The organism is Eubacterium sp. AF15-50 (assembly GCF_934835595.1).
Taxonomy (GTDB): Bacteria; Bacillota; Clostridia; order Lachnospirales; family Lachnospiraceae; genus Eubacterium_G; species Eubacterium_G segne.
Window position 1 is genome coordinate 23,461 of the sequence record NZ_CAKVZL010000006.1, and the last position, 22,841, is coordinate 46,301.

The following is a 22,841-nucleotide window of genomic DNA, read 5'->3' on the forward strand; positions in this document are numbered from 1 at the left end:
TCTCCTTCATATCACAATCTATTTAACTATCATATACTCTTTTAACTTTTCAAGTGCCCTATATATTCTACTTTTTACTGTACTTAAGTTTTCACCTAAAATGTACGCAACATCATTTAAACTCATTTCTTCAAAATATCTTAATACAATTACAGCCCTTTCTTTATCTGTTAATTTGTCCAACGCCTGTTTCAATTCAATCTTATCGTCTTCAATTTTAAACATATCTTTTTCATCTTTCATTTCACTTACAATATCTTTATCCCAATTAAACCTGTTTTTTTTGATATAACTAATTGCTTCATTTATAATAATTTTACATATCCATGTATCTGCATATTTTACCTGACGCAATTTTTCCGAATTATATATAGCCTTATATGCTCCTTCTTGTACTATATCCTGTGCATCATTTTTATTTTGTGTATAACTATATGCTATGTGATAATATTTGTCATAATTATTTATAAGAAGTTTACTAATTATATCTTCTTTTTTCTCTTTCAATTTTATCTCCTTTATTCTTTATAATATTTAGACTATTCAAAGTACCAAAAAGTTTCATTTTTTTTAAAAAAATTTTCTTCTACACTTCAACTCCCCTATCTCCCAATTATGAGAGGTTATTCAATATATCCTATAAACTTATTGTCTATGTTCATTACTATTATTTTTTTCTCATAATATATAGTCTGAACATCCCACTTTTCATATAATTACAACTTTTTATAAAATAAAAAAAGAATGTAGCATTTTTGTACCACATTCTTGTTTAAATTATGAATTAATTGCTTTTTCTAAAGCTTCCTTTTCTTCTTCACCTAGTGTTGCGTACGCCTCACCTTTTATAATTTCCTTTATGTAACTGTAACTACTGTCACGTCCATGCATGGTGTTTAAAATAAATCCGGTGTTTGTATCATCTAACAAACAAAGAGCAAAACTTAAATTACCACCCATTTCCTTAAAGGCATCATACTTAACAATTCCCAACTTATGAAATGTTGTTGTTATATTTTGAAGAGCCTGCTCCATCTTTAATTCATTTTTCTGATGTGATATTTCCAGTTTATCCATTTGCTGAAAATTCTCTTCTATTGCATCTGCAAGATTTTCAGCATTTTTTCCTTTCATAAATTTCTCATATCTGTTCATAAGTCTCTTTATTTTGTTATTTTGTTTAATATGAAGAATAATAAATATTACAAACATTGCGACTATTATTCCCATATATATATAATCGTTCATTTCTAACTCCTTTTCTGATTATAGATTAGTTATAGTTTATAACATTAATTTAGTTTTGTATACCATTAAATAATTCCAATAATCTCTCTAATTCTTCCTGAGAGTAATATTCTATCTCAATCTTACCTTTTCCGCCTTTTTTGTGATTAATTGAAACCTTTGTACCCATAATTTCCTTTAATTTATCGGAAAGTTTTGAATATATAGCCTCTTCACTGCTAGGAATTGGAAGTTTTGACTGTTTTGGATTCAAAATTGACTTTACAAGCTTCTCTGTATCTCTTACGCTTAAGCCTCTTTCCATAATTGTATTTGCAGCATCAACCTGTAAATCCTCTAATTCTAATGCTAGCAATGCCCTTGCATGTCCCATTGAAATCTGACCTTCCACCAGCATATTTTGAACCGGTTCAGCTAATCTAAGTAATCTCATGGAATTTGCTATAGCTGCTCTTGACTTTGAAACTCTTTTAGCCAGTTCATCCTGTTTAAGATTATATTCATTAATAAGACTCCTATATGCAAGTGCCTCTTCAATAGGATTTAAATCCCTTCTCTGAATATTTTCAATAAGGGCGATTTCCATTACCTCCTGAGGAGTATACTCCTTTACAATAACGGGAACTTCCTTTATTTTAGCCAGCTTTGCAGCTCTCCATCGTCTTTCTCCTGCAATTATTTCATAATAATCATCCTTTTTCTGAACAACTATAGGCTGAATAATTCCAAACTGTCTGATAGAATCTGCCAGTTCATCTAATGCCTCTTTGTCAAAATTTTTACGTGGCTGATCTCTATTAGGCTCAATATCTGAAATTTTCATCATAGTTTCAGCCGGAACAGGAACCTTTACTTCCTTTACAACCTCTTTTATTACTTCTTTAACAACCGGCTTTTCCTTAACCTTTTCTTTTTTATTACCTGTATCTGTCTGAGGAATTAACGAATCAATTCCTCTTCCTAAACTTTTCTTTTTTACTGCCATACTTTTTCCTTTACATTTTAGTTATAATAATAATAATATATATTTGATAATTTTATTGTGATTTTTATATATTAATATCATTTTAACTTTATAATTAATATTTTTATTTTATTATTTCCTTAGCAAGATTCTTGTATGCAACAGCTCCTGCTGACTTTCCATCATACATATGTATTGGAAGACCAAAGCTTGGTGCCTCTGCTAATCTTACATTTCTTGGAATAACTGTATCATATATATTTATATGTACATTACTTTTTACATTTTCAACTACATCTGATGATAAATTTGTTCTTGAATCATACATTGTAAATACAATTCCGTCAATTTCCAAGTCATTATTAAGTCTGTCCTGAATCAGGTTAATTGTATGAATTAACTGAGACAGTCCCTCTAACGCATAATATTCACACTGAATAGGGACAATTACCGAATCAGCTGCAGTCATGGCATTAACTGTTAATATATTTAATGAAGGAGGACAATCAATTATAATATAATCATACAAGTCCTTTATCTGGTCTAGAACATTCTTCAAAATATATTCTCTGTTTTCAACTCCAATTAAATCAATTTCTGCACCTGACAAATTTACATTTGACGGAAGTACATTTAAATTATCCACAACGCTTTTTGTTAAACACTCTGATATGGTACATTCATCAAGAAATAATTCATAAACTGTATTTTCTAAATTTTGTTTAATAATTCCAACCCCACTTGTTGCATTTCCCTGAGGATCAATATCAACCAGTAATACTTTCTTTCCTAAATCTGCTAAACAAGAAGACAAATTAATAGATGTCGTTGTTTTTCCAACTCCACCTTTTTGGTTGGCAATAGCTATAATTCTACCCATATAACCTACCTATCTCTATATAAAGCCAATAAATTTGCACAATTTTCTATTGACTTCTATCCTTTCATTAATTTTAGTATTCCTTATGTTTCCTGCTGATATATTTTATCATATGTAAATAGGATTTTCCATAACATATCTCCAAATTTGTGCTAAATATTTCTTATTTTTAATGTTTCACGTGAAACAATCCTTAAATATGCCTATTTTGCCATATATTAACCTAAATGTTGTTCTTATTTGTGTTTCACGTGAAACATAATAACACAAGGATTATTATCAAAAAAGGATATGCCCTAGGGCATATCCTCAGTATTTTATGTACTTATGATAATAATTTTAATATTTCATCTAATTCAACTGCTGCTCTTTTGCTATCCACAGAAACAATGTCCTTGCAAAGTTTTAATTTATCCATAACCTCCTTCTTAATTGTAGGTCTTCTTCTTTTATACTTTGTTTCACGTGAAACATAATCACTTTTGAATTCATTAATACTATTTTGAATATCAACTAATTCTTTTGATGCTTTTGCCATCTCAATTTTCAAATTATTATTTTCACATTCTATTAATTCTATCTTTTCTTTAATTTTATTAACTTCATTGTTTTTATGTTCACTATCAATTCTGGCTTTTGAAGAAAATATTTCTGATGCCTCATCTATAAGAGAATTTAATTCATCTATCTTATTATAAGCTTCCTCTTTTTCAATTTTATTATGTTCCAGCAATTCAGAATATTCATTTATTTTATCAAGCATCATTTGTTTTCTACTATTTAAATATTCTTCTAACATATATCCTCCATTTATTAAAGAAATAAGTCAATTATAATGGCTCCTTAGATGGAGTACCTGCTTTTCTTGGATATTTCTTTGATGTACATTTATCCTTTTTAATAATTACTATATTTCTCTTTACCTCTGTACCAGGTAAAGCAGTTTCACATACCTTACTAATACTTCCACCTAATATTTTAATGGCGTTTTTTGAATTATTTATTTCTTCTTCACTGTCTGATGCCTTATAACTGGCAAAAACACCATCTTTCTTAATAAAAGGAATACAATATTCACTTAAAGTAGATAAATTAGCCACTGCTCTTGAAACACATAAATCATATTTTTCTCTGTATAAATCATTATTTCCTAAATCTTCAGCACGTCCATGTACAGTTTCAATTCCATCAAGTTCCAGTTCACTTATAACATCATCTAAAAATTTCAATCTTTTGTTAAGAGAATCAATTAAAGTAACTTTTAAATGAGGAAATAATATTTTAATAGGGATTCCTGGAAAACCTGCACCTGTTCCCACATCCACTAATGTATAAAAATCAGACATATTTAAAACATTTGAAATTAAAACACTGTCTAAAAAATGTTTTGTCATTACTTCATTTAAATCTGTAATTGCAGTAAGATTCATTACCTTATTTTTTTCTATTAACAAGTCATAATATTTCATAAATTGTTCAATCTGTTTATCAGTAAATTGAATATTTAATTGACTTAATCCCTGTTCAAGCAATTTACGCCCCTGAATCATCTATTCCTCCATTAATTTTCATTAAATTATATTAGTTTACATAACTTTATTTTTATTAAACAGTTACGGTTTACATAATATTTTAGTGTTTTCTGTTCATTTGTTCCATATAAATCAGCAAAACCGAAATATCTGCCGGTGAAACTCCGGAAATTCTTGATGCCTGTCCTATATTAACAGGTCTATAAAACTCCAGCTTTTGTACGGCTTCTATGCGCAGACTTTTTACCTTTTTATAATCAAAATCTTCAGGTATCTTTTTATTTTCCAATTTTTTAAAATTCTTTACCTGCTTCTTTTGTCTCTCAATATAACCATTATATTTAATATTTATGTTAACCTGTTCTATTACATCATAAGGCAATTCTTTTCTATCTTTATCCAACTCTTTTATTAAATCATAATTTAACTCAGGTCTTCTTATTAATTCCCCTAAAGTTGTAGCTGTCTTAAGAGGTGTAGTTCCAAGTTTCTCTAATATCTCCTGATTTTCTCTTGCTGCACCTACCTTATAATTTTCCAAACGTTTAACTTCTTCTTCAATTAACTTTTCTTTCTCACAAACATACTTATATCTTTCCTCAGAAACCAATCCGACTTCATAACCAATCTTTGTAAGTCTCAAATCAGCATTGTCCTGTCTTAACAATAACCTGTATTCTGCTCTGGAAGTCATCATTCTATAAGGTTCATGGCTCTCTTTAGTTACCAAATCATCAATTAAAACTCCAATATACGCCTGAGATCTGTCCAAAATAATTGATTCCTTGTTCTGAACAAAACGTGCAGCATTAATTCCCGCAATAATTCCCTGAGCAGCTGCCTCCTCATATCCCGAACTTCCGTTAAACTGTCCTGCACTAAACAATCCCTTAATATTTTTAAACTCCAAATTAGGTAACAACTGTCCATATTCTATACAATCGTACTCTATTGCATAGGCATTTCTAACTATTTTTGCATTTTCAAGTCCGGGAACTGTATGATACATTGCATATTGAACATCCTCAGGCAGTGACGATGACATTCCACCTAAGTACATTTCATTTGTATACAGTCCCTCTGGCTCTATAAATACCTGATGTCTGTTTTTATCTGCAAATTTAACTACTTTATCCTCAATTGATGGACAATATCTTGGGCCGGTACCCTCTATCATTCCTGAAAATAACGGTGAACGGTTAATATTTTCTTTTATAATTTTATGAGTTTCCTCATTAGTGTAAGTAAGCCAACACGAAACCTGTTCCTTTTGCACACTTTCAGGGTCTGTTGAAAATGAAAACGGCACTACCCTTTCATCCCCAAACTGCTCTTCCATTTTTGAAAAATCAACAGTTCTTTTATCCACTCTTGCAGGGGTTCCCGTTTTAAATCTTCTCATTTTAATTCCATTCTTAATCAAAGAATCTGTTAAATGATTAGCTGCCATAAGTCCGTTAGGGCCGGTGTACTGGAACACATCCCCATAAATACACTTAGCTTTTAAATAAACTCCTGTAGCCAAAACTACTGATCTAGCGTAATAAGTTGCACCTGATACAGTCTTTACGCCCTTTATTACACCATCTTCCACTATAATTTCCGCAACTTCACCTTGTCGCACTGTTAAATTGTCAGTATTTTCAAGAGTTTTGCGCATTTCTCTTGTATAATCCTGCTTATCAGCCTGGGCTCTAAGTGAATGAACTGCTGGTCCCTTTGATTTATTAAGCATCTTTGACTGTATAAAAGTCTTGTCAATATTTTTACCCATTTCACCACCTAAAGCATCCAGTTCTCTTACCAGATGTCCTTTAGATGTTCCTCCAATGTTAGGATTACATGGCATTAAAGCAATACTGTCAACACTTACAGTAAAAACAATAGTATTAAGTCCAAGTCTTGCTGAAGCTAAGGCCGCTTCACATCCTGCATGACCTGCACCAATTATTACAACATCATAATTTTCAACTACATTCGGCATTTTTTTATCTCCAATAATTATTTTCCCATACAAAATTTAGAAAAAATTTCATTTACAAGGTCATCTTCCACACTTTCCCCTATTATTAGTCCCAAGCTTTCGTAAGCATCCATTAAATCAATTGAATAAAAATCCTCCGGCATACCTGCGTCAACTGATTCCTTTACACGACACAAACTATCATATGCATTATCCAGTGCTTCTTTATGTCTTGCATTAGTTATATAAATTTGGTCATTGTATGTTACTTTTCCTGAGTAAAACATCTTTTCAATTTTATCTTCAAGTACATCAATTCCATGACCTTCCTTTGCTGAAAAAAGTATTACATCCCTTTTTGAACTTTCTTTTAAGTCATCTATGTCAATAACCGTGTTAATATCTGACTTATTTATTAATATAATAGCCGGTTTATCTTCAATAATGTTAATAATATCCCTGTCATTATCATCTAACTCTTTAGAACCATCTGCCACAAAAATAATAAGGTCTGCATCCTTAGCCATATCCTTTGCTTTGTTAACACCTATTTGTTCCACCTTATCATCAGTATTTCTAATTCCTGCAGTATCTATTATCTTAAGACTTATTCCTCCAAGGTTAATATTTTCCTCTAAAGTATCACGGGTAGTTCCCTCAATATCCGTTACAATAGCCCTTTCCTCACCAAGCATTAAATTAAGAAGTGATGATTTTCCTGCATTGGGCTTCCCAAGAATAACAGTTTTAACTCCTTCCTTCATTATTTTTCCGTTATCAAAGGACTTAATCATCTTCTTTATTCTTAAAATATTATCATTTAACATTTCATTTATTTCATCCTCATATCCATCTAAACTGATATGCTCCGGATCATCTAATGCTGACTCAATAAAAGCAATATGATATATTATGCTGCTTCTTAATTCCTTTATTTCCTCAGATATATTTCCCCTTAACTGATTAATGGAACTGTCAAGGGCAAAATCATTCTTTGAATTTATTAAATCCATAACTGCTTCTGCCTGAGACAAATCCAGCTTTCCATTTAAAAAAGCTCTCTTTGTGAATTCTCCCGGTTCTGCAGCTTTAGCACCGTTCTTTAATACCAGTTCTAATACCTTTTTAAGTATAAGCATTCCGCCGTGGCAATCAATTTCCACCGTATCTTCCCCGGTATAAGAATGTGGATTTTTTAAAACAATAACTAAAACCTGATCTATAATTTTATCTCCATCAACAATATGTCCATAATGAACCGTATGTGAATCTACATCCTTTAACCTAATATTTTTATGGGATTTAAAAACTCTGTCTGCAACTTCTATTGCCTCATCACCGCTAATTCTTATTATACCTATTCCTGAATTTCCGGCAGATGAAGATATCGCTGCAATAGTCTCTGTTATCTTCATAATACACCTTTTCTAAATTAAACTTCACTAAATTTAAAGTATATCACATATATACAATTTAGTAAAAGAAAAATGCCCTCCACTTTATGTGAAGAGCATTTAAAATTCCATGTTATTATTTTTTCAAAACAACAACTACGTGTCTGTAAGGTTCTTCTCCCTCACTTCTTGTTGTACAATATCTGTCATTCTGAAGAGCTGAATGAATGATTCTTCTTTCATATGGATTCATTGGCTCTAAAGCAACCGGTTTTCTTATTCTCTTAACCTTAATTGCAATGTTCTTTGCAAGATTTTCAAGGGTTGCTTTTCTTCTTTCTCTGTAATTTTCTGTGTCAAGCTTAACTCTTATAAACTTGTCACTTTCTTTATTTACAACTAAACTTACAAGATACTGTAATGAATCAAGAGTCTGTCCTCTTTTTCCAATAAGGATTCCAACATCATCACCAATAACATTAATATTTGCAATGTTTTCTTTTTCTTCTTCCTTTATGTCAATGTCAACCTTAACTGTAAGTTCCATTGCCTCGAATACTTTGCCAAGAAATTCTCTGATAATACCTTCTGTAGAAGCATTCTTTCTTGCCTTTATTACAGCAGGTTTACTACCAATTCCTAAAAATCCGTTACTTCCCTTTTCTATAACTTCATATTGTAACTTTTCTGTTGGTACACCAAGGTCTACACATGCTTTTGTGACTGCCTCGTCAACATTTTTTCCATTATATTCTTTAAATTCCATTATTTTTACCTCTATTTTTCATTGCGTTTATTATACTCATTAACCATATTCACTTTAGATGCCATAGAATTTGGCTTATTTGCTGCAGCTTCCTTTGCTTTTCTGATTTTTTCTTCTTTCTCAGAAGCACTTATCTTAGAATTACCGGAAATATTCTTTGTATTTGTTTTTGAAGCTTCAAGAACCTTATCTCTGTAAATTCCTTCTTTCTGCTTACGCTTTTCAGCCTTTGCAGCTGCCTTTTCCTTATTTGCCTCAATAATATCATTAACATCTACTTTTTTCATGTGGATATTAATAAATATCTGTTGTAACATCATAATAAGTGAACCTGCCATCCAGTAAAGACCAATACCTGCTGATAAAATCCAGCACATATATATTGACATAAGTGGCATCATAATGTTCATTATCTTCATTGAACTTGCCATTGGATTATCTGCTGAATCCATAGCAGCTCCATTAAGCTTCTGTGAAAGCTGAACACTTAAAAACTGGAATAAACCTGATAAAATAGGAATAATAAGTGCAACAATAATTGAAATCATTCCTGCATTAAACATTCCACTAGGTGACATACTTAAATTCAATCCAAAGAAATTATTAATTCCTTCTATCTTATCTGCTACCCCTTTGTCGGCAACCTCTAAGATTTTACTTAATGTAACACCATCTGAAAGTTTAACTCCACTACCTGAACTTGTATAACCTGACATTGCATCAATACAACCGTTTATCTTATCCTGAGATAAACCGGATGCTAAACCATCAATTCCGAAAAACTGCTTCATCTGTGTAGCATTTAATCCGTTAAGAACCTGTAAATATAAATCCTTAACCGGCTTAACATATGCCGGAACGTTCATAATAACTCTGTAAAGTGCAAAAAGAATAGGCATCTGTATTAATAACTGTAAACAGCTTCCTGTAGGAGATGTTCCATACTTATCATATACTGCTTTAATTTCTTCCTGCTGTGCCAACTGGGATTGCTGGTCTTTCTTTCCCTGATACTTCTTCTGGATTTTCTGAATTTCAGGTGTCATTACTGAATTAAGCTTTGAAAACTTCTGCTGCTTAATCTGCATTGGAAGCATAAGCATTCTTACAACAATAGTAAATAATATAATACAAAAACCAATATTATAAATTCCCATTGTTGAAAACAAATCATAAATAATTTCAAGTATTTTACCTAAAATCCATGCAAAAGGTTTTAAAATACCACCTGTCTGTGTAGCTAATATTAAATTATCCAATTAATCCTCCTACCTTTTAAGGAACTGGATCGTACCCACCCTTATGTAAAGGATTACATCTGAGTATCCTTTTAATGGCGAGATATGACCCCTTTAATGGTCCATATTTTTGTAAAGCCTCTACTGCATACTGGGAGCATGTGGGAATATACCTGCAATGGCATGTTCTCTTCATGGGAGATAAATATTTTCTGTAAAACTTTATCATTCCTATTAATGTATAATTGATTGCCTTAGATATTAATTTAAAAATCTTCATATTAAATCCTCTAATCAATTAAATTATGCAGTCAAAAGCCTGTTTTCAAATTAGTTACAAATTTAATTTCAAATAATCAATTTAAATGTTATTTAAAATCTTCTGAATTTTTCCTAAGTGCATTAGTGCACTTTCGATTTCTTTATAAGATTTGTCCCTGGCAGTATTTCTCACTACCACGACTATGTCCAAACCACTATTGAACATACTGCTATTTAATCTGTAGCTTTCTCTGATTAAGCGGGTCAGGTGATGTCTCACTACACTATTTCCTACTTTTTTACTTACTGAAATACCTAATCTGTTAATGCTTAAATCGTTAGATAAAACATACATAACTAAATACTTATTTGCCATTGACTTTCCGTTTGCGTAAACATTTTGAAAATCACTATTTTTTTTTAAGGAATCATAATTCTTTTTTAAACTATTCATAATAATTTTCTCCTGTTAAATGGCAAAGAAAAAAGGTCACATTGAATGCGACCTAAGCTGATAATTTCTTTCTTCCCTTTGCTCTTCTGCTGGCAAGAACTTTTCTACCACCTGCTGTGCTCATTCTTTTTCTAAATCCATGAACTTTTGATCTCTGTCTTTTCTTTGGCTGAAATGTCATCTTCATAATCCGGCACCTCCTTTTCTGTTCTATAGTAAAACATCATTACAATTATAAATGTAAGAATATTCGTAGTCAAGCATTAATTAAACCACATTTCTCCATTAATTTCAACCCTTTTTCACACTTTTACCCAATATCCCCGATTTTTTATAATTCTTTGATTTTATTTAATTTTACATTTGATTTACATAATTTTACCTCTACTTAACATAAGTTATCAACGCGATGTTAATAGAATGTTAATAACTTGCCGATTTTTTCAACTTTTATGCCCATTTTTTCTGATTTTTCATTTTTTAATGTTAATAACTTTTAATTTATTTTGTCGATAACTGTCGATATTATGTAAATTCAAAATAATTTTATGTAAATCACATTAAATAATCCTCAAATTGTTAATTGTTAAATATGACTATTATATCCTTCTTTTTTTCTTTCTTCCTATTATTTATATCTATTGAAAATGAACCTTTTTTGGTGTATTATATTACTGTATGGGCTTTTGAGCCTTTTTATCATTTTAGGAGGTCTTTATGATAGACATTTTACAACAAAAATGGCCTGAAATATTGGATTTTTTCAAACAGGAGTATGATATACAGGATATTTCTTTCAAAACGTTTATTTTACCACTAAAAGTAAAATCTTTTGAAAACAATGTCGTGACTCTTGTTTTTACCGGAAGAAGCGGAAGCGCAAGTCTTCAATATATTAATAAAAAATATTTCGATTTTCTTCAGATTTCCATTTCCGTGGTTCTTGAAGAAGACATCGAATTACAAATTGTATTGCCGGGAGATGATGAAGAAAAGAAAGTTTCATCTATTCCTGCAGTAAATGATGAGGATTTAGTACTTGAAAAGAGAATACACGAAGCTCACTTAGATTCAAAGTATACTTTTGATTCTTTTGTAGTTGGTAACAATGCAGCCGCTCAGGTTACATCCCTTGCCGTTGCAGATTCTCCGGGAGAAGTATATAATCCCCTTTTTATCTACGGAGGTGTAGGTCTTGGAAAAACCCACCTTCTTCAGTCTATAGGAAACTATATTTTGAAGCAGGATAAAAAAGCAAAGGTTTTGTACACAGATACTGAATCCTTTACCAACGAAGTTATTGATTTACTTCGTGCTAAACAGACAAGTCAGGAAGAAATTATTGAATTCAGAAATAAATATCGTAACGTTGATGTTTTGCTTATAGATGATATTCAGTTTATTTCAAAAAAAGACAGAACCCAGGAAGAGATATTTAACATTTTTAACAATCTCTTTTTAAAGCATAAACAGATAGTTATAACATCAGATAGAAGACCTGAAGAAATAGAAGATATTGCTGACAGACTAAAAAGTCGTTTCCAGCAGGGACTTACAGTAGATATGCAAAGTCCTGACTATGAAACCCGTATGGCAATTCTTAGAAAGCATGCTGAATCAAGGGGATATATTCTTACAGATGACAAGGATGATACTTTCAGTGTTAATTTCTTAAAGGCACTTGATTACATTGCCACACACTTTGTATCAAATGTCCGTGAACTTGAAGGTTCCCTTAATAATGTTATAGCTTTTTCTAAGATTAACAATGATTCTGAAATAACTGCGGAATTTGCAGCTGAAACATTAAAGGTTGAAAATAAAGAAAACAAAATAACATGTGATTACATTATAAATATTGTAGCAGAGCATTTCCAGATTTCTCCTGCGGACATTTGTTCTAAGAAGAAAAGCAAGGAAATTGCATATCCACGTCAGGTATGTATGTATCTGTGCAGAGTTTATACTGATGAGAAATTATCAACTATAGCTGCAGCCCTTAAAAAGAATAATCACGCTACCGTTAGTTTTGGATACGAAAAGATTAAGAACGAAATTGAGGAAGATGATAACGTTAGAAACATGATTGATGTTCTTAAAAAGAAAATTAACCCAAATTAATGTTAATAACTTTGTTAATAACTCGCGTTTTTACGTTAATAACAGTGATTATAGCATGTTAATAACGTGATAATAACTTTTTACGGATGATAATTACTTAACATTTAAACCATGGGTTATTGTTAATATCTTGTTAATTATTTTCAAGTTATTAACATGTTATTATTTTGTTTTTCCCTTTATTATAAAGGAACTTCTAAAGTTTTTAACATATTAACACAGCTTATTATTATTATTAAAATATTATTTATATATTTATAGCTAAATTTTCTAAATGAAGGAGAGTACTTATGAAGTTAGTTTGTAAAAAATCAGATTTGATATCAGGTATTAATATTGTAATGAAAGCCGTATCATCTAAAACAACCATGTCTATATTAGAATGTATTTTGATTGATGCTACTGAAGGTGAAATTAAAATGACAGCCAACGATATGGAGCTTGGTATTGAAACAAAGGTATTAGGAGAAATTATTGAAGCAGGAAGTATTGCTATTGATGCAAAGATTTTTTCAGAAATTGTAAGAAAGCTTCCTGATAATGATGTATTAATAGAAGTAAATGATGAAATAAAGGCTAATATAACCTGTGAAAATGCTAAATTTAATATTCTTGTAAAATCTGCAGAGGATTTTTCGTATCTTCCTGTTATTGAAAAGAATAACAAAATCACAATTTCACAGTTTTCTCTTAAAGAAGTAATCAGACAGACAAGTTTTGCTATAAATGATGCTGAAAAAAATAAACTCCTTACAGGTGAGTTATTTGAAGTTCATGGAAATAAATTAAAAGTTGTAGCTCTTGATAAATTCCGTATTGCCATTAGAAATATTGAGTTAAAAGAAGAGTACGGTGATTTTAAGGTTTTAGTTCCGGGAAAATCATTAAATGAAATTAGTAAAATATTAAACGGTGGAGTTGATGATGATGTTAATATATACTTCACAAATAACCATATTTTGTTTGAGTTTGATGATACAATTGTAGTTTCAAGATTAATAGAGGCAACTAATTATTTTGACACTGATAAAATGATTAGTAACGATTATAAAACAAAGATCAACATAAATAAAAAAGAAATGGCTGACTGTATTGACAGAGCCACACTTCTTATAAAAGAAGGTGACAAGAAACCGGTATTTTTAACAATTAAAGATACTGAAATGGAATTATCCATTAATACATTTATAGGTTCCATGGATGAAAGTATTCCTATATCTAAAGAAGGTTCAGATATAATGATTAGTTTTAATCCTAAATTCCTTATAGATATATTGAAGGTTTTAGACCAGGAACAGGTAAGCATATTCTTTACTAATCCTAAAGCACCATGCTTTATTAGAGATGAGGAAAACAGCTACATTTATATCGTGCTTCCTGTTGTACAGTAGCGGAAAGGAAGATTAAAATGGAAATAACTATTAAGGATGAATATATAAAATTAGGACAGGCTCTTAAACTTGCAGGTCTTGTAGGTTCAGGAGTTGATGCAAAGTTTGTAATTCAGGATGGACAGGTTAAGGTTAATGGAGAGGTAGATACCAGAAGAGGAAAGAAGCTTTACTCCGGTGATAATTTTGAATTTGAAGGAACATTGGTTACAGTAAAATAATGATAGTTACAAAATTAGAACTAAGTAATTTTAGAAATTATAAATTATTAGAGCTGGATTTAGATAAGCAGACAAATATTTTATATGGTAACAATGCTCAGGGAAAGACGAATATACTAGAAGCTATATATATGTGTAGCACAACAAAATCTCATAGAAGCAACAAGGATTTTGAGTTAATTAATTTTGACAGTGATGAAGGTCACATAAAACTTCACATTAACAAAAATGGAAGAGAACAGCGGATAGATATTCATTTAAGAAAAAATAAGTCAAAGGGAATTGCCATAAATGGTATTCCCATAAAAAAGGCAAGTGAGCTATTTGGCGTTTTTAATGTAATTATTTTTTCACCTGAAGATTTAAATATCATAAAAAACGGTCCTTCTGAAAGAAGAAAGTTTATAGATATGGAGCTTTGTCAGTTAGACAAGATATATGTGTATAATCTTGTAAATTACAACAAAGTTTTAAGCCATAGAAATCAACTTCTTAAAGATTTATATTTCAAACCGGAACTAAAGCAGACCTTAGATGTCTGGGATATGCAGTTAGCAAAATATGGTGGCGAAATTATAAAAAGAAGAGAAGAATTTATAAAAGAAATAAGTAATATTCTTATACCCATTCACAATGAACTGACGGATAATCAGGAAGATATAGAAATTATATATGAGAAAAATTGTGAAACAGATGATTTATATGAGAAAATAGTGACAAATAGAGAAAAAGACATAAAGTATAAAAACACTTCCGTTGGTCCACACAGAGATGATGTCTTGTTTTTTAACAGAGGAAAAAATATTAGAACTTACGGAAGTCAGGGACAAAAAAGAACAATAGCCCTATCACTTAAATTAGCGGAGATAGAGTTAGTAAAATCATTGATAAATGATACACCTGTGTTGCTTTTAGATGATGTTTTATCAGAATTAGATTCAAAAAGACAAAATCATCTTCTTAAAAGCCTTGATAATATTCAGACTATTATTACATGCACGGGACTTGATGAATTTATAGAGAACAGATTCAAAATTAATAAGGTTTTTCAGGTTACGGAAGGTACTGTATCTGAAAAAATGGTTTAAAAAAATAGTTAAACGGAAAGGAGTTACTAATGGGTAACAACACAAACGTTGAAAATGAATATGGAGCTGATCAGATTCAGGTTTTAGAGGGACTTGAGGCAGTTAGAAAAAGACCTGGTATGTATATCGGTTCAACATCTTCAAGAGGATTACATCACTTAGTTTATGAAATAGTGGATAATGCTGTAGATGAAGCTTTGGCAGGTTACTGTGATACTATTGATGTCCAGATTAATAAGGACAATTCAATTACAGTAAGAGATGATGGTAGAGGAATACCTACTGATATTAACACAAAGACAGGTAAACCGGCTGTTGAAGTTGTATTTACTGTTTTACATGCCGGAGGTAAGTTTGGTGGAGGAGGATACAAGGTATCCGGTGGTCTTCACGGAGTAGGTGCGTCAGTTGTAAATGCATTATCAAAATGGCTTGAAGTTAAGGTTTGCAGAAATGGTAAAGTTCATTATCAGCGTTATGAATATGGTAAGGTAGTTGAACCATTAAAAATCATAGGAGATTGTGACGAAAATTTTACAGGAACAGAAGTAACATTCCTTCCTGATGATTCAATATTTGAGGAAACACTATATGATTATAAAACTCTTGAAATAAGACTTAGGGAAACGGCTTTCCTTACTAAAAATTTAAGAATTGTTTTAAGAGATATAAGAGAAGAAGATGAAATAGAGAAAACTTTCCATTATGAAGGTGGAATAAAGGAATTTGTAACATACTTAAACAAAGGAAAAACACCTTTATATGATGATGTTATTTATTGTGAAGGAACGGTAAATAATGTTTATGTTGAAGTTGCAATGCAGCATAATGATGCATATACAGAAAATTCTTTAAGCTTTGTAAACAATATTAATACACCTGAAGGTGGTACACAGGTTGAAGGATTTAAGAGAGCAATTACAAAAACATTTAACAACTATGCAAAACAGAATAAGATTTTAAAAGAAAATGAAGAAAATCTTTCAGGTGATGACTTTAGAGAAGGTCTTACAGCTATTATTAGTGTAAAAATTGAAGACCCGCAGTTTGAAGGTCAGACAAAACAGAAACTTGGAAACAGTGAGGCAAGAGCTGCAGTTGAAGGTGTAATGAGTGAACAGTTAACTTATTATCTTGAACAGAATCCAACTATTGCAAAAATGATATGCGAAAAGGCTGCTTTGGCAAAGAGAGCAAGAGATGCTGCAAGAAAAGCAAGAGAAGCAACAAGAAAAACTGCATTATCAGTGGCTGCTCTTCCGGGAAAACTTGCAGACTGTTCAGATAAGAATCCTGAAAACTGTGAAATATTCATAGTGGAGGGAGATTCAGCCGGCGGCTCAGCTAAAAAGGCAAGAACAAGAGCAACTCAGGCTATACTTCCACTTAGAGGTAAGATTCTTAATGTGGAAAAAGCCCGTATTGATAAGATTATGGACAATGCAGAAATCAGAACAATGATTACAGCTTTTGGTACAGGAATACAGGAAGATTTTGACATAACAAAACTTAGATACAACAAGATTATTATTATGACTGATGCCGATGTAGATGGTGCTCACATTGATACACTTATGCTTACATTCTTCTACAGATTCATGCCTGAGTTAATTAAGGACGGCCATGTATACCTTGCAATGCCACCACTTTATCAGGTTACAAGAAATAAGAAGAATTACTATGCGTACAGTGATGAAGAGTTAAATAAAATACTTACTGAAATCGGTCGTGATAATCAGAATAAAATTCAGCGTTACAAAGGTTTAGGAGAAATGGATGCAAGCCAGTTATGGGAAACAACAATGGATCCTAATACCAGAATTTTAAAGCAGGTAAAAATAGACGAAGAAAAATTATCAGAAATGGATCAGACATTTACAACTCTTATGGGTGATGATGTAGAGCCAAGAAGAGAATTTATTGAGGCAAATGCTAAATTTGTTAAAAACTTAGATATATAGGAGGAAAATATAAGTGGACGATAAGATATTTGACAAAATTCATGAAGTAGACTTAAAAGAAACTATGGAAACCTCTTATATAGATTATGCCATGAGCGTAATTGCATCAAGAGCATTACCTGATGTAAGAGATGGTTTAAAGCCGGTTCAGCGTAGAGTACTTTACTCAATGGTTGAACTTAATAACGGACCCGACAAGCCACACAGAAAATGTGCCCGTATTGTCGGTGATACCATGGGTAAATATCATCCACATGGTGACAGTTCTATTTACGGTGCCTTAGTTAATATGGCTCAGGAATGGAATACAAGATATCCTTTAGTTGACGGTCACGGAAACTTTGGCTCAGAAGATGGCGACGGTGCTGCCGCAATGCGTTACACTGAAGCACGTCTTAGCAAAATATCCATGGAAATGGTTGCAGACATTAACAAGGATACTGTGGAATTTACGCCAAACTTTGATGAAACAGAAAAAGAACCATCAGTTCTTCCATCAAGATATCCTAATCTTTTAGTAAACGGAACCAGCGGTATTGCCGTAGGTATGGCTACAAACATACCACCACATAACTTAACAGAAACAATAAATGCAATTATAAAAATAATTGACAATAAAGTACAGGAAAACAGAGACACAACCATAGAAGAAATTATGGAAATTATTAAGGGGCCTGATTTTCCTACAGGTGCTACAATCTTAGGTAGAAAAGATATTGAGCAGGCTTACAGAACAGGCCGTGGAAAAATAAAAACACGTGCAGTTTCTGAGATTGAAACTATGGACAATGGAAAAAGCAGAATAATTGTAACTGAACTTCCATACATGGTTAATAAAGCAAAATTAGTAGAAAAAATTGCAAGTCTTGTAAAAGAAAAGAAAGTTGATGGAATAACAGATTTAAGAGATGAGTCCGACCAGGACGGTACACGTGTTGTAATTGAAGTTAGACGTGATGCCAATGCCAATGTTATTTTAAATCAGCTTTATAAACATACACAGTTACAGGATTCTTTTGGTGTAATTATGTTAGCATTAGTTGACGGAGAACCAAAAGTATTAAACCTTCTTCAGATGTTAGATGAATATTTGAAACATCAGAAGGATGTTGTAACAAGAAGAACAAAGTTCGAATTAAACAAGGCAGAAGAAAGAGCACACATTATTAAAGGTTTATTAATTGCCCTTGATAATATTGATGAAGTAATAAAAATAATCAGAGGTTCAAGAACAACTGCTGATGCTAAAAATAACTTAATTGAAAGATTTGGTCTTTCAGATGCACAGTCACAGGCTATTGTGGATATGAGACTTCGCCAGTTGACAGGTTTGGCAAGAGAAGACCTTGAAGCAGAATATGCTGAATTAATGGCAAAGATTGATTATTTAAAATCTATTCTTGCAGATGAAAACAAGCTTCTTACAGTAATAAAAGAAGAAATGGAAATTGTAAGAGATAAATTTGGTGATGAAAGAAGAACAAAAATAGGAATTAATGTGGGAGATTTATCTGATGAAGACTTAATTCCGGAAGAAGATACAGTAGTAGCCATGACTAACTTAGGTTATATAAAGAGAATGACTGTAGATAACTTTAAGTCACAGAACCGTGGTGGAAAAGGTATAAAGGGAATGCAGACTATAGACAATGATTTCATGAAAGATATGTTTATGGTTTCAACCCATGATTATATATTATTCCTTACCAATACAGGACGTATTTACAAGCTTAAATGCTACGAAATACCTGAAGCAGGAAGAACTGCAAGAGGAATGGCAATTGTCAATCTTTTACAGCTACAGCCTGGAGAAAAAATATCGGCTATGGTTCAGATGCGTGAATTTGAAGAGGACAAGTACCTTATAATGGCAACAAAAAATGGTATTGTTAAAAAGACACCTGTAAGCGCATATACCAATATTAGAAAGAGCGGAATTCAGGCAATTACACTAAGAGAAGATGATGAGTTAATAGATGTGATGATATCTGATAATTCTGACAATATTATGTTAATAACTAAGAATGGTCAGGGGATAAAATTCCGTGAAACAGATGTCCGTGAAACAGGACGTTCTGCAATGGGTGTAAGAGGCATAGAATTAAATTTAGGCGATGAAGTTATATCTATGCAGCTTGAATCGCAGGGCGAATGTATATTAATTGTATCTGCAAACGGAATGGGTAAACGTACACCGTTTAGTGATTTTAAACTTCAAAACCGTGGCGGAAAAGGTGTAAAATGCTATAAGATTACCGAAAAAACCGGTGAGGTAATAGGTGCAAAAGCAGTAAATAACGGAAATGAAATTATGATGATTACCAATGAAGGTATTATCATAAGAATGTTTGTTGACGATATTTCCATACTTGGAAGGGTTACATTAGGAGTAAAACTTATGAATACGGGAAATGACAATGATATTGTTGTAGCAAGCATTACAAAGGTAAAAGAAAGTGTAACTGAAGCTGACGCACAGGCAGCAATGCTCGAAGAATCAGAAGAAAGTGAACAGACAGAAGAAGATTCTGAAAATTATTAAAAAAAGGCGGCTGAAATAAGTCGCCTTTAATGCGTTAAAAAGAGAGGAATATATATGAGAATTATAAATACTGATGAAATAATCAATAATATAAAAGAAATGTGTATAGAAGCAAATCATTATCTTGCACCGGATATGTTAAATGTATTTAATAATGCACGAAAAAATGAAAAATCGCCTCTTGGAAGTCAGATTTTAGAACAGTTAGATGAAAATCTGAAAATAGCTGCAGAGGATATGATACCTATATGTCAGGATACGGGAATGGCTGTGGTTTTTATGGAAATAGGACAGGATGTACATATAGAAGGTGAAAATTTAGAAGATGCCATAAATGAAGGTGTAAGACGAGGCTATGTAGATGGGTATTTAAGAAAATCAGTAGTAAGCGACCCTATAATAAGAGAAAATACTAAAGATAATACACCGGCAGTAATACATTACAGCATTGTTCCCGGAGAAAATATAAAAATAACATTGGCACCAAAGGGATTTGGAAGTGAAAACATGAGCCGTGTGTTTATGTTAAAACCTGCTGATGGAATAGAAGGTGTAAAGGATGCTGTAATTACAGCTGTAAAGGATGCAGGACCGAACGCCTGCCCTCCTATGGTTGTAGGTGTAGGAATAGGTGGAACATTTGAAAAATGTGCTATTTTAGCCAAAAAAGCATTAGCACGTCCTGCAGATTCATCTTCCCACATACCATATGTAAAGGATATGGAGGAAGAATTGTTAGAAAAAATAAATAAATTAGGAATAGGACCGGGAGGATTAGGTGGTACCCAGACAGCTTTGGCAGTTAATGTGGAAACCTATCCTACCCATATTGCAGGTCTTCCTGTAGCAGTAAATATATGTTGTCATGTAAACAGACATGTATCAAGAACATTATAACAAAAGCACAATATATAGAATAATGTAATTACACATTATAATAGGAAGAAACTAATAACAAATCACAATATATAGATATAAGGAGATAATATGGATAAGAAAATACAGGCTCCAATAAGCAATGAAGATGCAAAATCATTAAGAGCAGGAGATTATGTTTATATAACAGGAACAATATACACTGCAAGAGATGCTGCCCATAAAAGGATGTATGAGGCATTAGAAAAAAATCAGCAATTACCAATAGAAATGGCTAACAATATAATATACTATATGGGACCATCCCCTGCCAGGGAAGGCAGACCAATAGGTTCAGCAGGACCGACTACTGCCAGCAGAATGGATAAATATGCTCCAAAACTGTTAGATTTAGGATTAAAGGGAATGATAGGAAAAGGAAAAAGATCTCAGGCAGTCAGAGACGCCATAGTAAGAAATGGAAGTGTATATTTTGCTGCCATAGGAGGAGCCGGAGCAATATTATCAAAATGTATAAAGAAAAGTGAAGTAATAGCATATGATGATTTAGGAACAGAAGCTATTAGAAAATTATATGTAGAAGATTTTCCTGTAATAGTTGTAATTGACAGCGAAGGAAACAACTTATATGAAACAGCTATAGAAAAATATAAGGAATAAAACATATCTAAGAGGTAATAATATAATGAAAATGAATAGAATAGCTTATCTTTTTACAAGGAGATTCTATAAAGTTCCATGGTTATTTCACGAAATAGGAAAAGCAGGAAATGAAAATAAATATACAATAGAAGAAAGATATAATATAGTAAGAAACGTGTGTAAAAAGGTAAACAGATATGCCCATGTTGAAATTGAGTGTTCAGGGCTTGAAAACATACCTAATGAAAATGGCTATATACTTACGCCAAATCATCAGGGATTGTTTGACGTGCTGTTAATTTGTGATACTCATAAAAATCCTACGTCATTTGTAATACGAAATGATTTAGCAAATGTTCCGTTACTTAAACAAACAATAAAGGCATTAGACGCAAAAGCAATAGATAGAGATGACCCAAGACAGGGAATGCAAATTATAAAAGAAATGACAGAGGGGATTAAACAGGGGCGTAATTATATAATATTCCCTGAAGGTACCAGAAGTAAAAACGGAAACGTACCGGGAAACTTTAAAGGGGGATCATTTAAAAGTGCGTACAAAGCAAAAGCACCAATAGTTCCGGTGGCATTAATAGATTCTTTTAAACCATTTGATATAAAGGATACTAAAACAGTTAAAGTTCAGATACACTATTTAAAGCCTTTATATTATGAAGATTATAAAGATATGAAAACAACGGAGATAGCAGAGCTTGTTAAATCAATGATAGTTAAGACAATAGAAGAAAAGCTATCATAATGAAAAAATGTATTTGACAAATAAAACTTACTATATTATAATAACTAATGCACTGTAAAAGTGTAATTGAATATGTATTATATTCAGGCATGGAGAAGTACTCAAGTGGCTGAAGAGGCGCCCCTGCTAAGGGTGTAGGTCGTTTGCGCGGCGCGAGGGTTCAAATCCCTCCTTCTCCGTTAATAAATATAACTCCACTATTGGTTAAGTGGAGTTATATTTATCTCTAAAATATGCAATTTTGCAAAATCAAAAAAAAGTTTAAAAAACTGTTGACAAACAATAATGCATATGTTAGTATATACGAGTTGTCGCTAAGAAACGACAAACGAACAACAAAGTTTTTAAAAAAAAAGTTAAAAAAGTTGTTGACAAACAATAAAGTATATGATAGTATATACAAGCTGTCACTGAGATGTGACACAAACAACAAAGTTTTTAAAAAAAGTTAAAAAAGTTGTTGACAAAGCCAAATAACTATGATATAGTAATATGGCTGTCGCGAGAGCGACAAGCAAAAGGAACATTGATAATTGAAC

At 31.9% G+C, this 22,841-nt stretch carries 22 protein-coding genes and 1 tRNA gene; 10 read left to right on the forward strand and 13 right to left on the reverse strand.

Going from position 1 to position 22,841, the window contains the following annotated elements; translation table 11 throughout:
* Positions 1-18: 18 nt before the first annotated feature.
* The 13 genes from Q5O73_RS01530 to rpmH form a co-directional block, all read right to left on the reverse strand.
* A complete protein-coding gene (locus Q5O73_RS01530) occupies positions 19-507 on the reverse strand; it encodes an RNA polymerase sigma factor (protein ID WP_021953602.1) in 489 nt (162 codons plus the stop codon).
* Positions 508-777: 270 nt separating this feature from the next.
* Positions 778-1,248, reverse strand: a complete 471-nt coding sequence (locus Q5O73_RS01535) for a DUF4446 family protein (protein ID WP_021953603.1) — start codon at positions 1,246-1,248, stop codon at positions 778-780.
* A gap of 49 nt (positions 1,249-1,297) precedes the next feature.
* The gene (locus Q5O73_RS01540) at positions 1,298-2,233 is read right to left on the reverse strand and encodes a ParB/RepB/Spo0J family partition protein (RefSeq protein ID WP_302668888.1); all 936 of its coding nucleotides are present in this window, start codon (positions 2,231-2,233) and stop codon (positions 1,298-1,300) included.
* A 103-nt stretch (positions 2,234-2,336) separates the two neighbouring features.
* On the reverse strand, positions 2,337-3,092 hold the full coding sequence (locus Q5O73_RS01545) for a ParA family protein (protein ID WP_021953605.1): 756 nt from the start codon (positions 3,090-3,092) through the stop codon (positions 2,337-2,339).
* A gap of 325 nt (positions 3,093-3,417) precedes the next feature.
* Positions 3,418-3,891, reverse strand: coding sequence for a hypothetical protein (locus Q5O73_RS01550; protein WP_302668889.1), 474 nt, complete (start codon positions 3,889-3,891; stop codon positions 3,418-3,420).
* Positions 3,892-3,922: 31 nt separating this feature from the next.
* Positions 3,923-4,642: a 16S rRNA (guanine(527)-N(7))-methyltransferase RsmG gene (rsmG, locus tag Q5O73_RS01555; RefSeq protein ID WP_302668890.1), complete on the reverse strand. Its 720-nt coding sequence runs from the start codon at positions 4,640-4,642 to the stop codon at positions 3,923-3,925.
* 82 nt (positions 4,643-4,724) lie between these two features.
* Positions 4,725-6,608: a tRNA uridine-5-carboxymethylaminomethyl(34) synthesis enzyme MnmG gene (mnmG, locus tag Q5O73_RS01560; protein ID WP_021953608.1), complete on the reverse strand. Its 1,884-nt coding sequence runs from the start codon at positions 6,606-6,608 to the stop codon at positions 4,725-4,727.
* Positions 6,609-6,625: 17 nt separating this feature from the next.
* On the reverse strand, positions 6,626-8,002 hold the full coding sequence (gene mnmE, locus Q5O73_RS01565) for a tRNA uridine-5-carboxymethylaminomethyl(34) synthesis GTPase MnmE (RefSeq protein WP_302668891.1): 1,377 nt from the start codon (positions 8,000-8,002) through the stop codon (positions 6,626-6,628).
* A gap of 115 nt (positions 8,003-8,117) precedes the next feature.
* Complete coding sequence (gene jag, locus Q5O73_RS01570) at positions 8,118-8,747, reverse strand: RNA-binding cell elongation regulator Jag/EloR (RefSeq protein WP_021953610.1); 630 nt, start codon at positions 8,745-8,747, stop codon at positions 8,118-8,120.
* 11 nt (positions 8,748-8,758) lie between these two features.
* Positions 8,759-10,006 (reverse strand): YidC/Oxa1 family membrane protein insertase, encoded by a 1,248-nt coding sequence (locus Q5O73_RS01575; protein WP_021953611.1) that lies wholly within the window; start codon positions 10,004-10,006, stop codon positions 8,759-8,761.
* Positions 10,007-10,022: 16 nt separating this feature from the next.
* Complete coding sequence (gene yidD / locus Q5O73_RS01580) at positions 10,023-10,265, reverse strand: membrane protein insertion efficiency factor YidD (protein ID WP_021953612.1); 243 nt, start codon at positions 10,263-10,265, stop codon at positions 10,023-10,025.
* 81 nt (positions 10,266-10,346) lie between these two features.
* Positions 10,347-10,700 carry a ribonuclease P protein component gene (gene rnpA, locus Q5O73_RS01585; RefSeq protein ID WP_021953613.1) on the reverse strand — a complete coding sequence of 118 codons (354 nt, stop codon included), beginning with the start codon at positions 10,698-10,700 and terminating at the stop codon, positions 10,347-10,349.
* Between the two features lie 52 nt (positions 10,701-10,752).
* Positions 10,753-10,887, reverse strand: a complete 135-nt coding sequence (gene rpmH, locus Q5O73_RS01590) for a 50S ribosomal protein L34 (protein ID WP_021953614.1) — start codon at positions 10,885-10,887, stop codon at positions 10,753-10,755.
* A 530-nt stretch (positions 10,888-11,417) separates the two neighbouring features.
* On the opposite strand from rpmH, the gene dnaA reads away from it, so the two are divergent.
* From dnaA to Q5O73_RS01640, 10 genes are all read left to right on the forward strand, one after another.
* Positions 11,418-12,821, forward strand: coding sequence for a chromosomal replication initiator protein DnaA (dnaA, locus tag Q5O73_RS01595; protein WP_302624752.1), 1,404 nt, complete (start codon positions 11,418-11,420; stop codon positions 12,819-12,821).
* Positions 12,822-13,111: 290 nt separating this feature from the next.
* Positions 13,112-14,212, forward strand: a complete 1,101-nt coding sequence (dnaN, locus tag Q5O73_RS01600) for a DNA polymerase III subunit beta (RefSeq protein ID WP_302668892.1) — start codon at positions 13,112-13,114, stop codon at positions 14,210-14,212.
* 17 nt (positions 14,213-14,229) lie between these two features.
* Entirely contained in the window at positions 14,230-14,433 is a 204-nt protein-coding gene (locus Q5O73_RS01605) for an RNA-binding S4 domain-containing protein (protein WP_021953617.1), read from the forward strand.
* Positions 14,433-15,521, forward strand: coding sequence for a DNA replication/repair protein RecF (gene recF, locus Q5O73_RS01610; protein WP_302668893.1), 1,089 nt, complete (start codon positions 14,433-14,435; stop codon positions 15,519-15,521). The genes Q5O73_RS01605 and recF overlap by 1 nt, the downstream gene beginning before the upstream one ends.
* 29 nt (positions 15,522-15,550) lie before the next feature.
* Positions 15,551-17,482 (forward strand): DNA topoisomerase (ATP-hydrolyzing) subunit B, encoded by a 1,932-nt coding sequence (gene gyrB, locus Q5O73_RS01615; RefSeq protein WP_021953619.1) that lies wholly within the window; start codon positions 15,551-15,553, stop codon positions 17,480-17,482.
* Between the two features lie 13 nt (positions 17,483-17,495).
* On the forward strand, positions 17,496-20,024 hold the full coding sequence (gene gyrA / locus Q5O73_RS01620) for a DNA gyrase subunit A (RefSeq protein WP_302668894.1): 2,529 nt from the start codon (positions 17,496-17,498) through the stop codon (positions 20,022-20,024).
* A 54-nt stretch (positions 20,025-20,078) separates the two neighbouring features.
* Entirely contained in the window at positions 20,079-20,921 is an 843-nt protein-coding gene (locus Q5O73_RS01625) for a fumarate hydratase (protein WP_021953621.1), read from the forward strand.
* 90 nt (positions 20,922-21,011) lie between these two features.
* Entirely contained in the window at positions 21,012-21,560 is a 549-nt protein-coding gene (locus Q5O73_RS01630; RefSeq protein ID WP_302668895.1) for a Fe-S-containing hydro-lyase, read from the forward strand.
* Positions 21,561-21,585: 25 nt separating this feature from the next.
* The gene (locus tag Q5O73_RS01635; protein ID WP_368076726.1) at positions 21,586-22,302 is read left to right on the forward strand and encodes a lysophospholipid acyltransferase family protein; all 717 of its coding nucleotides are present in this window, start codon (positions 21,586-21,588) and stop codon (positions 22,300-22,302) included.
* A gap of 91 nt (positions 22,303-22,393) precedes the next feature.
* Positions 22,394-22,481 (forward strand) — tRNA-Ser (locus Q5O73_RS01640).
* Positions 22,482-22,841 lie beyond the last annotated feature (360 nt).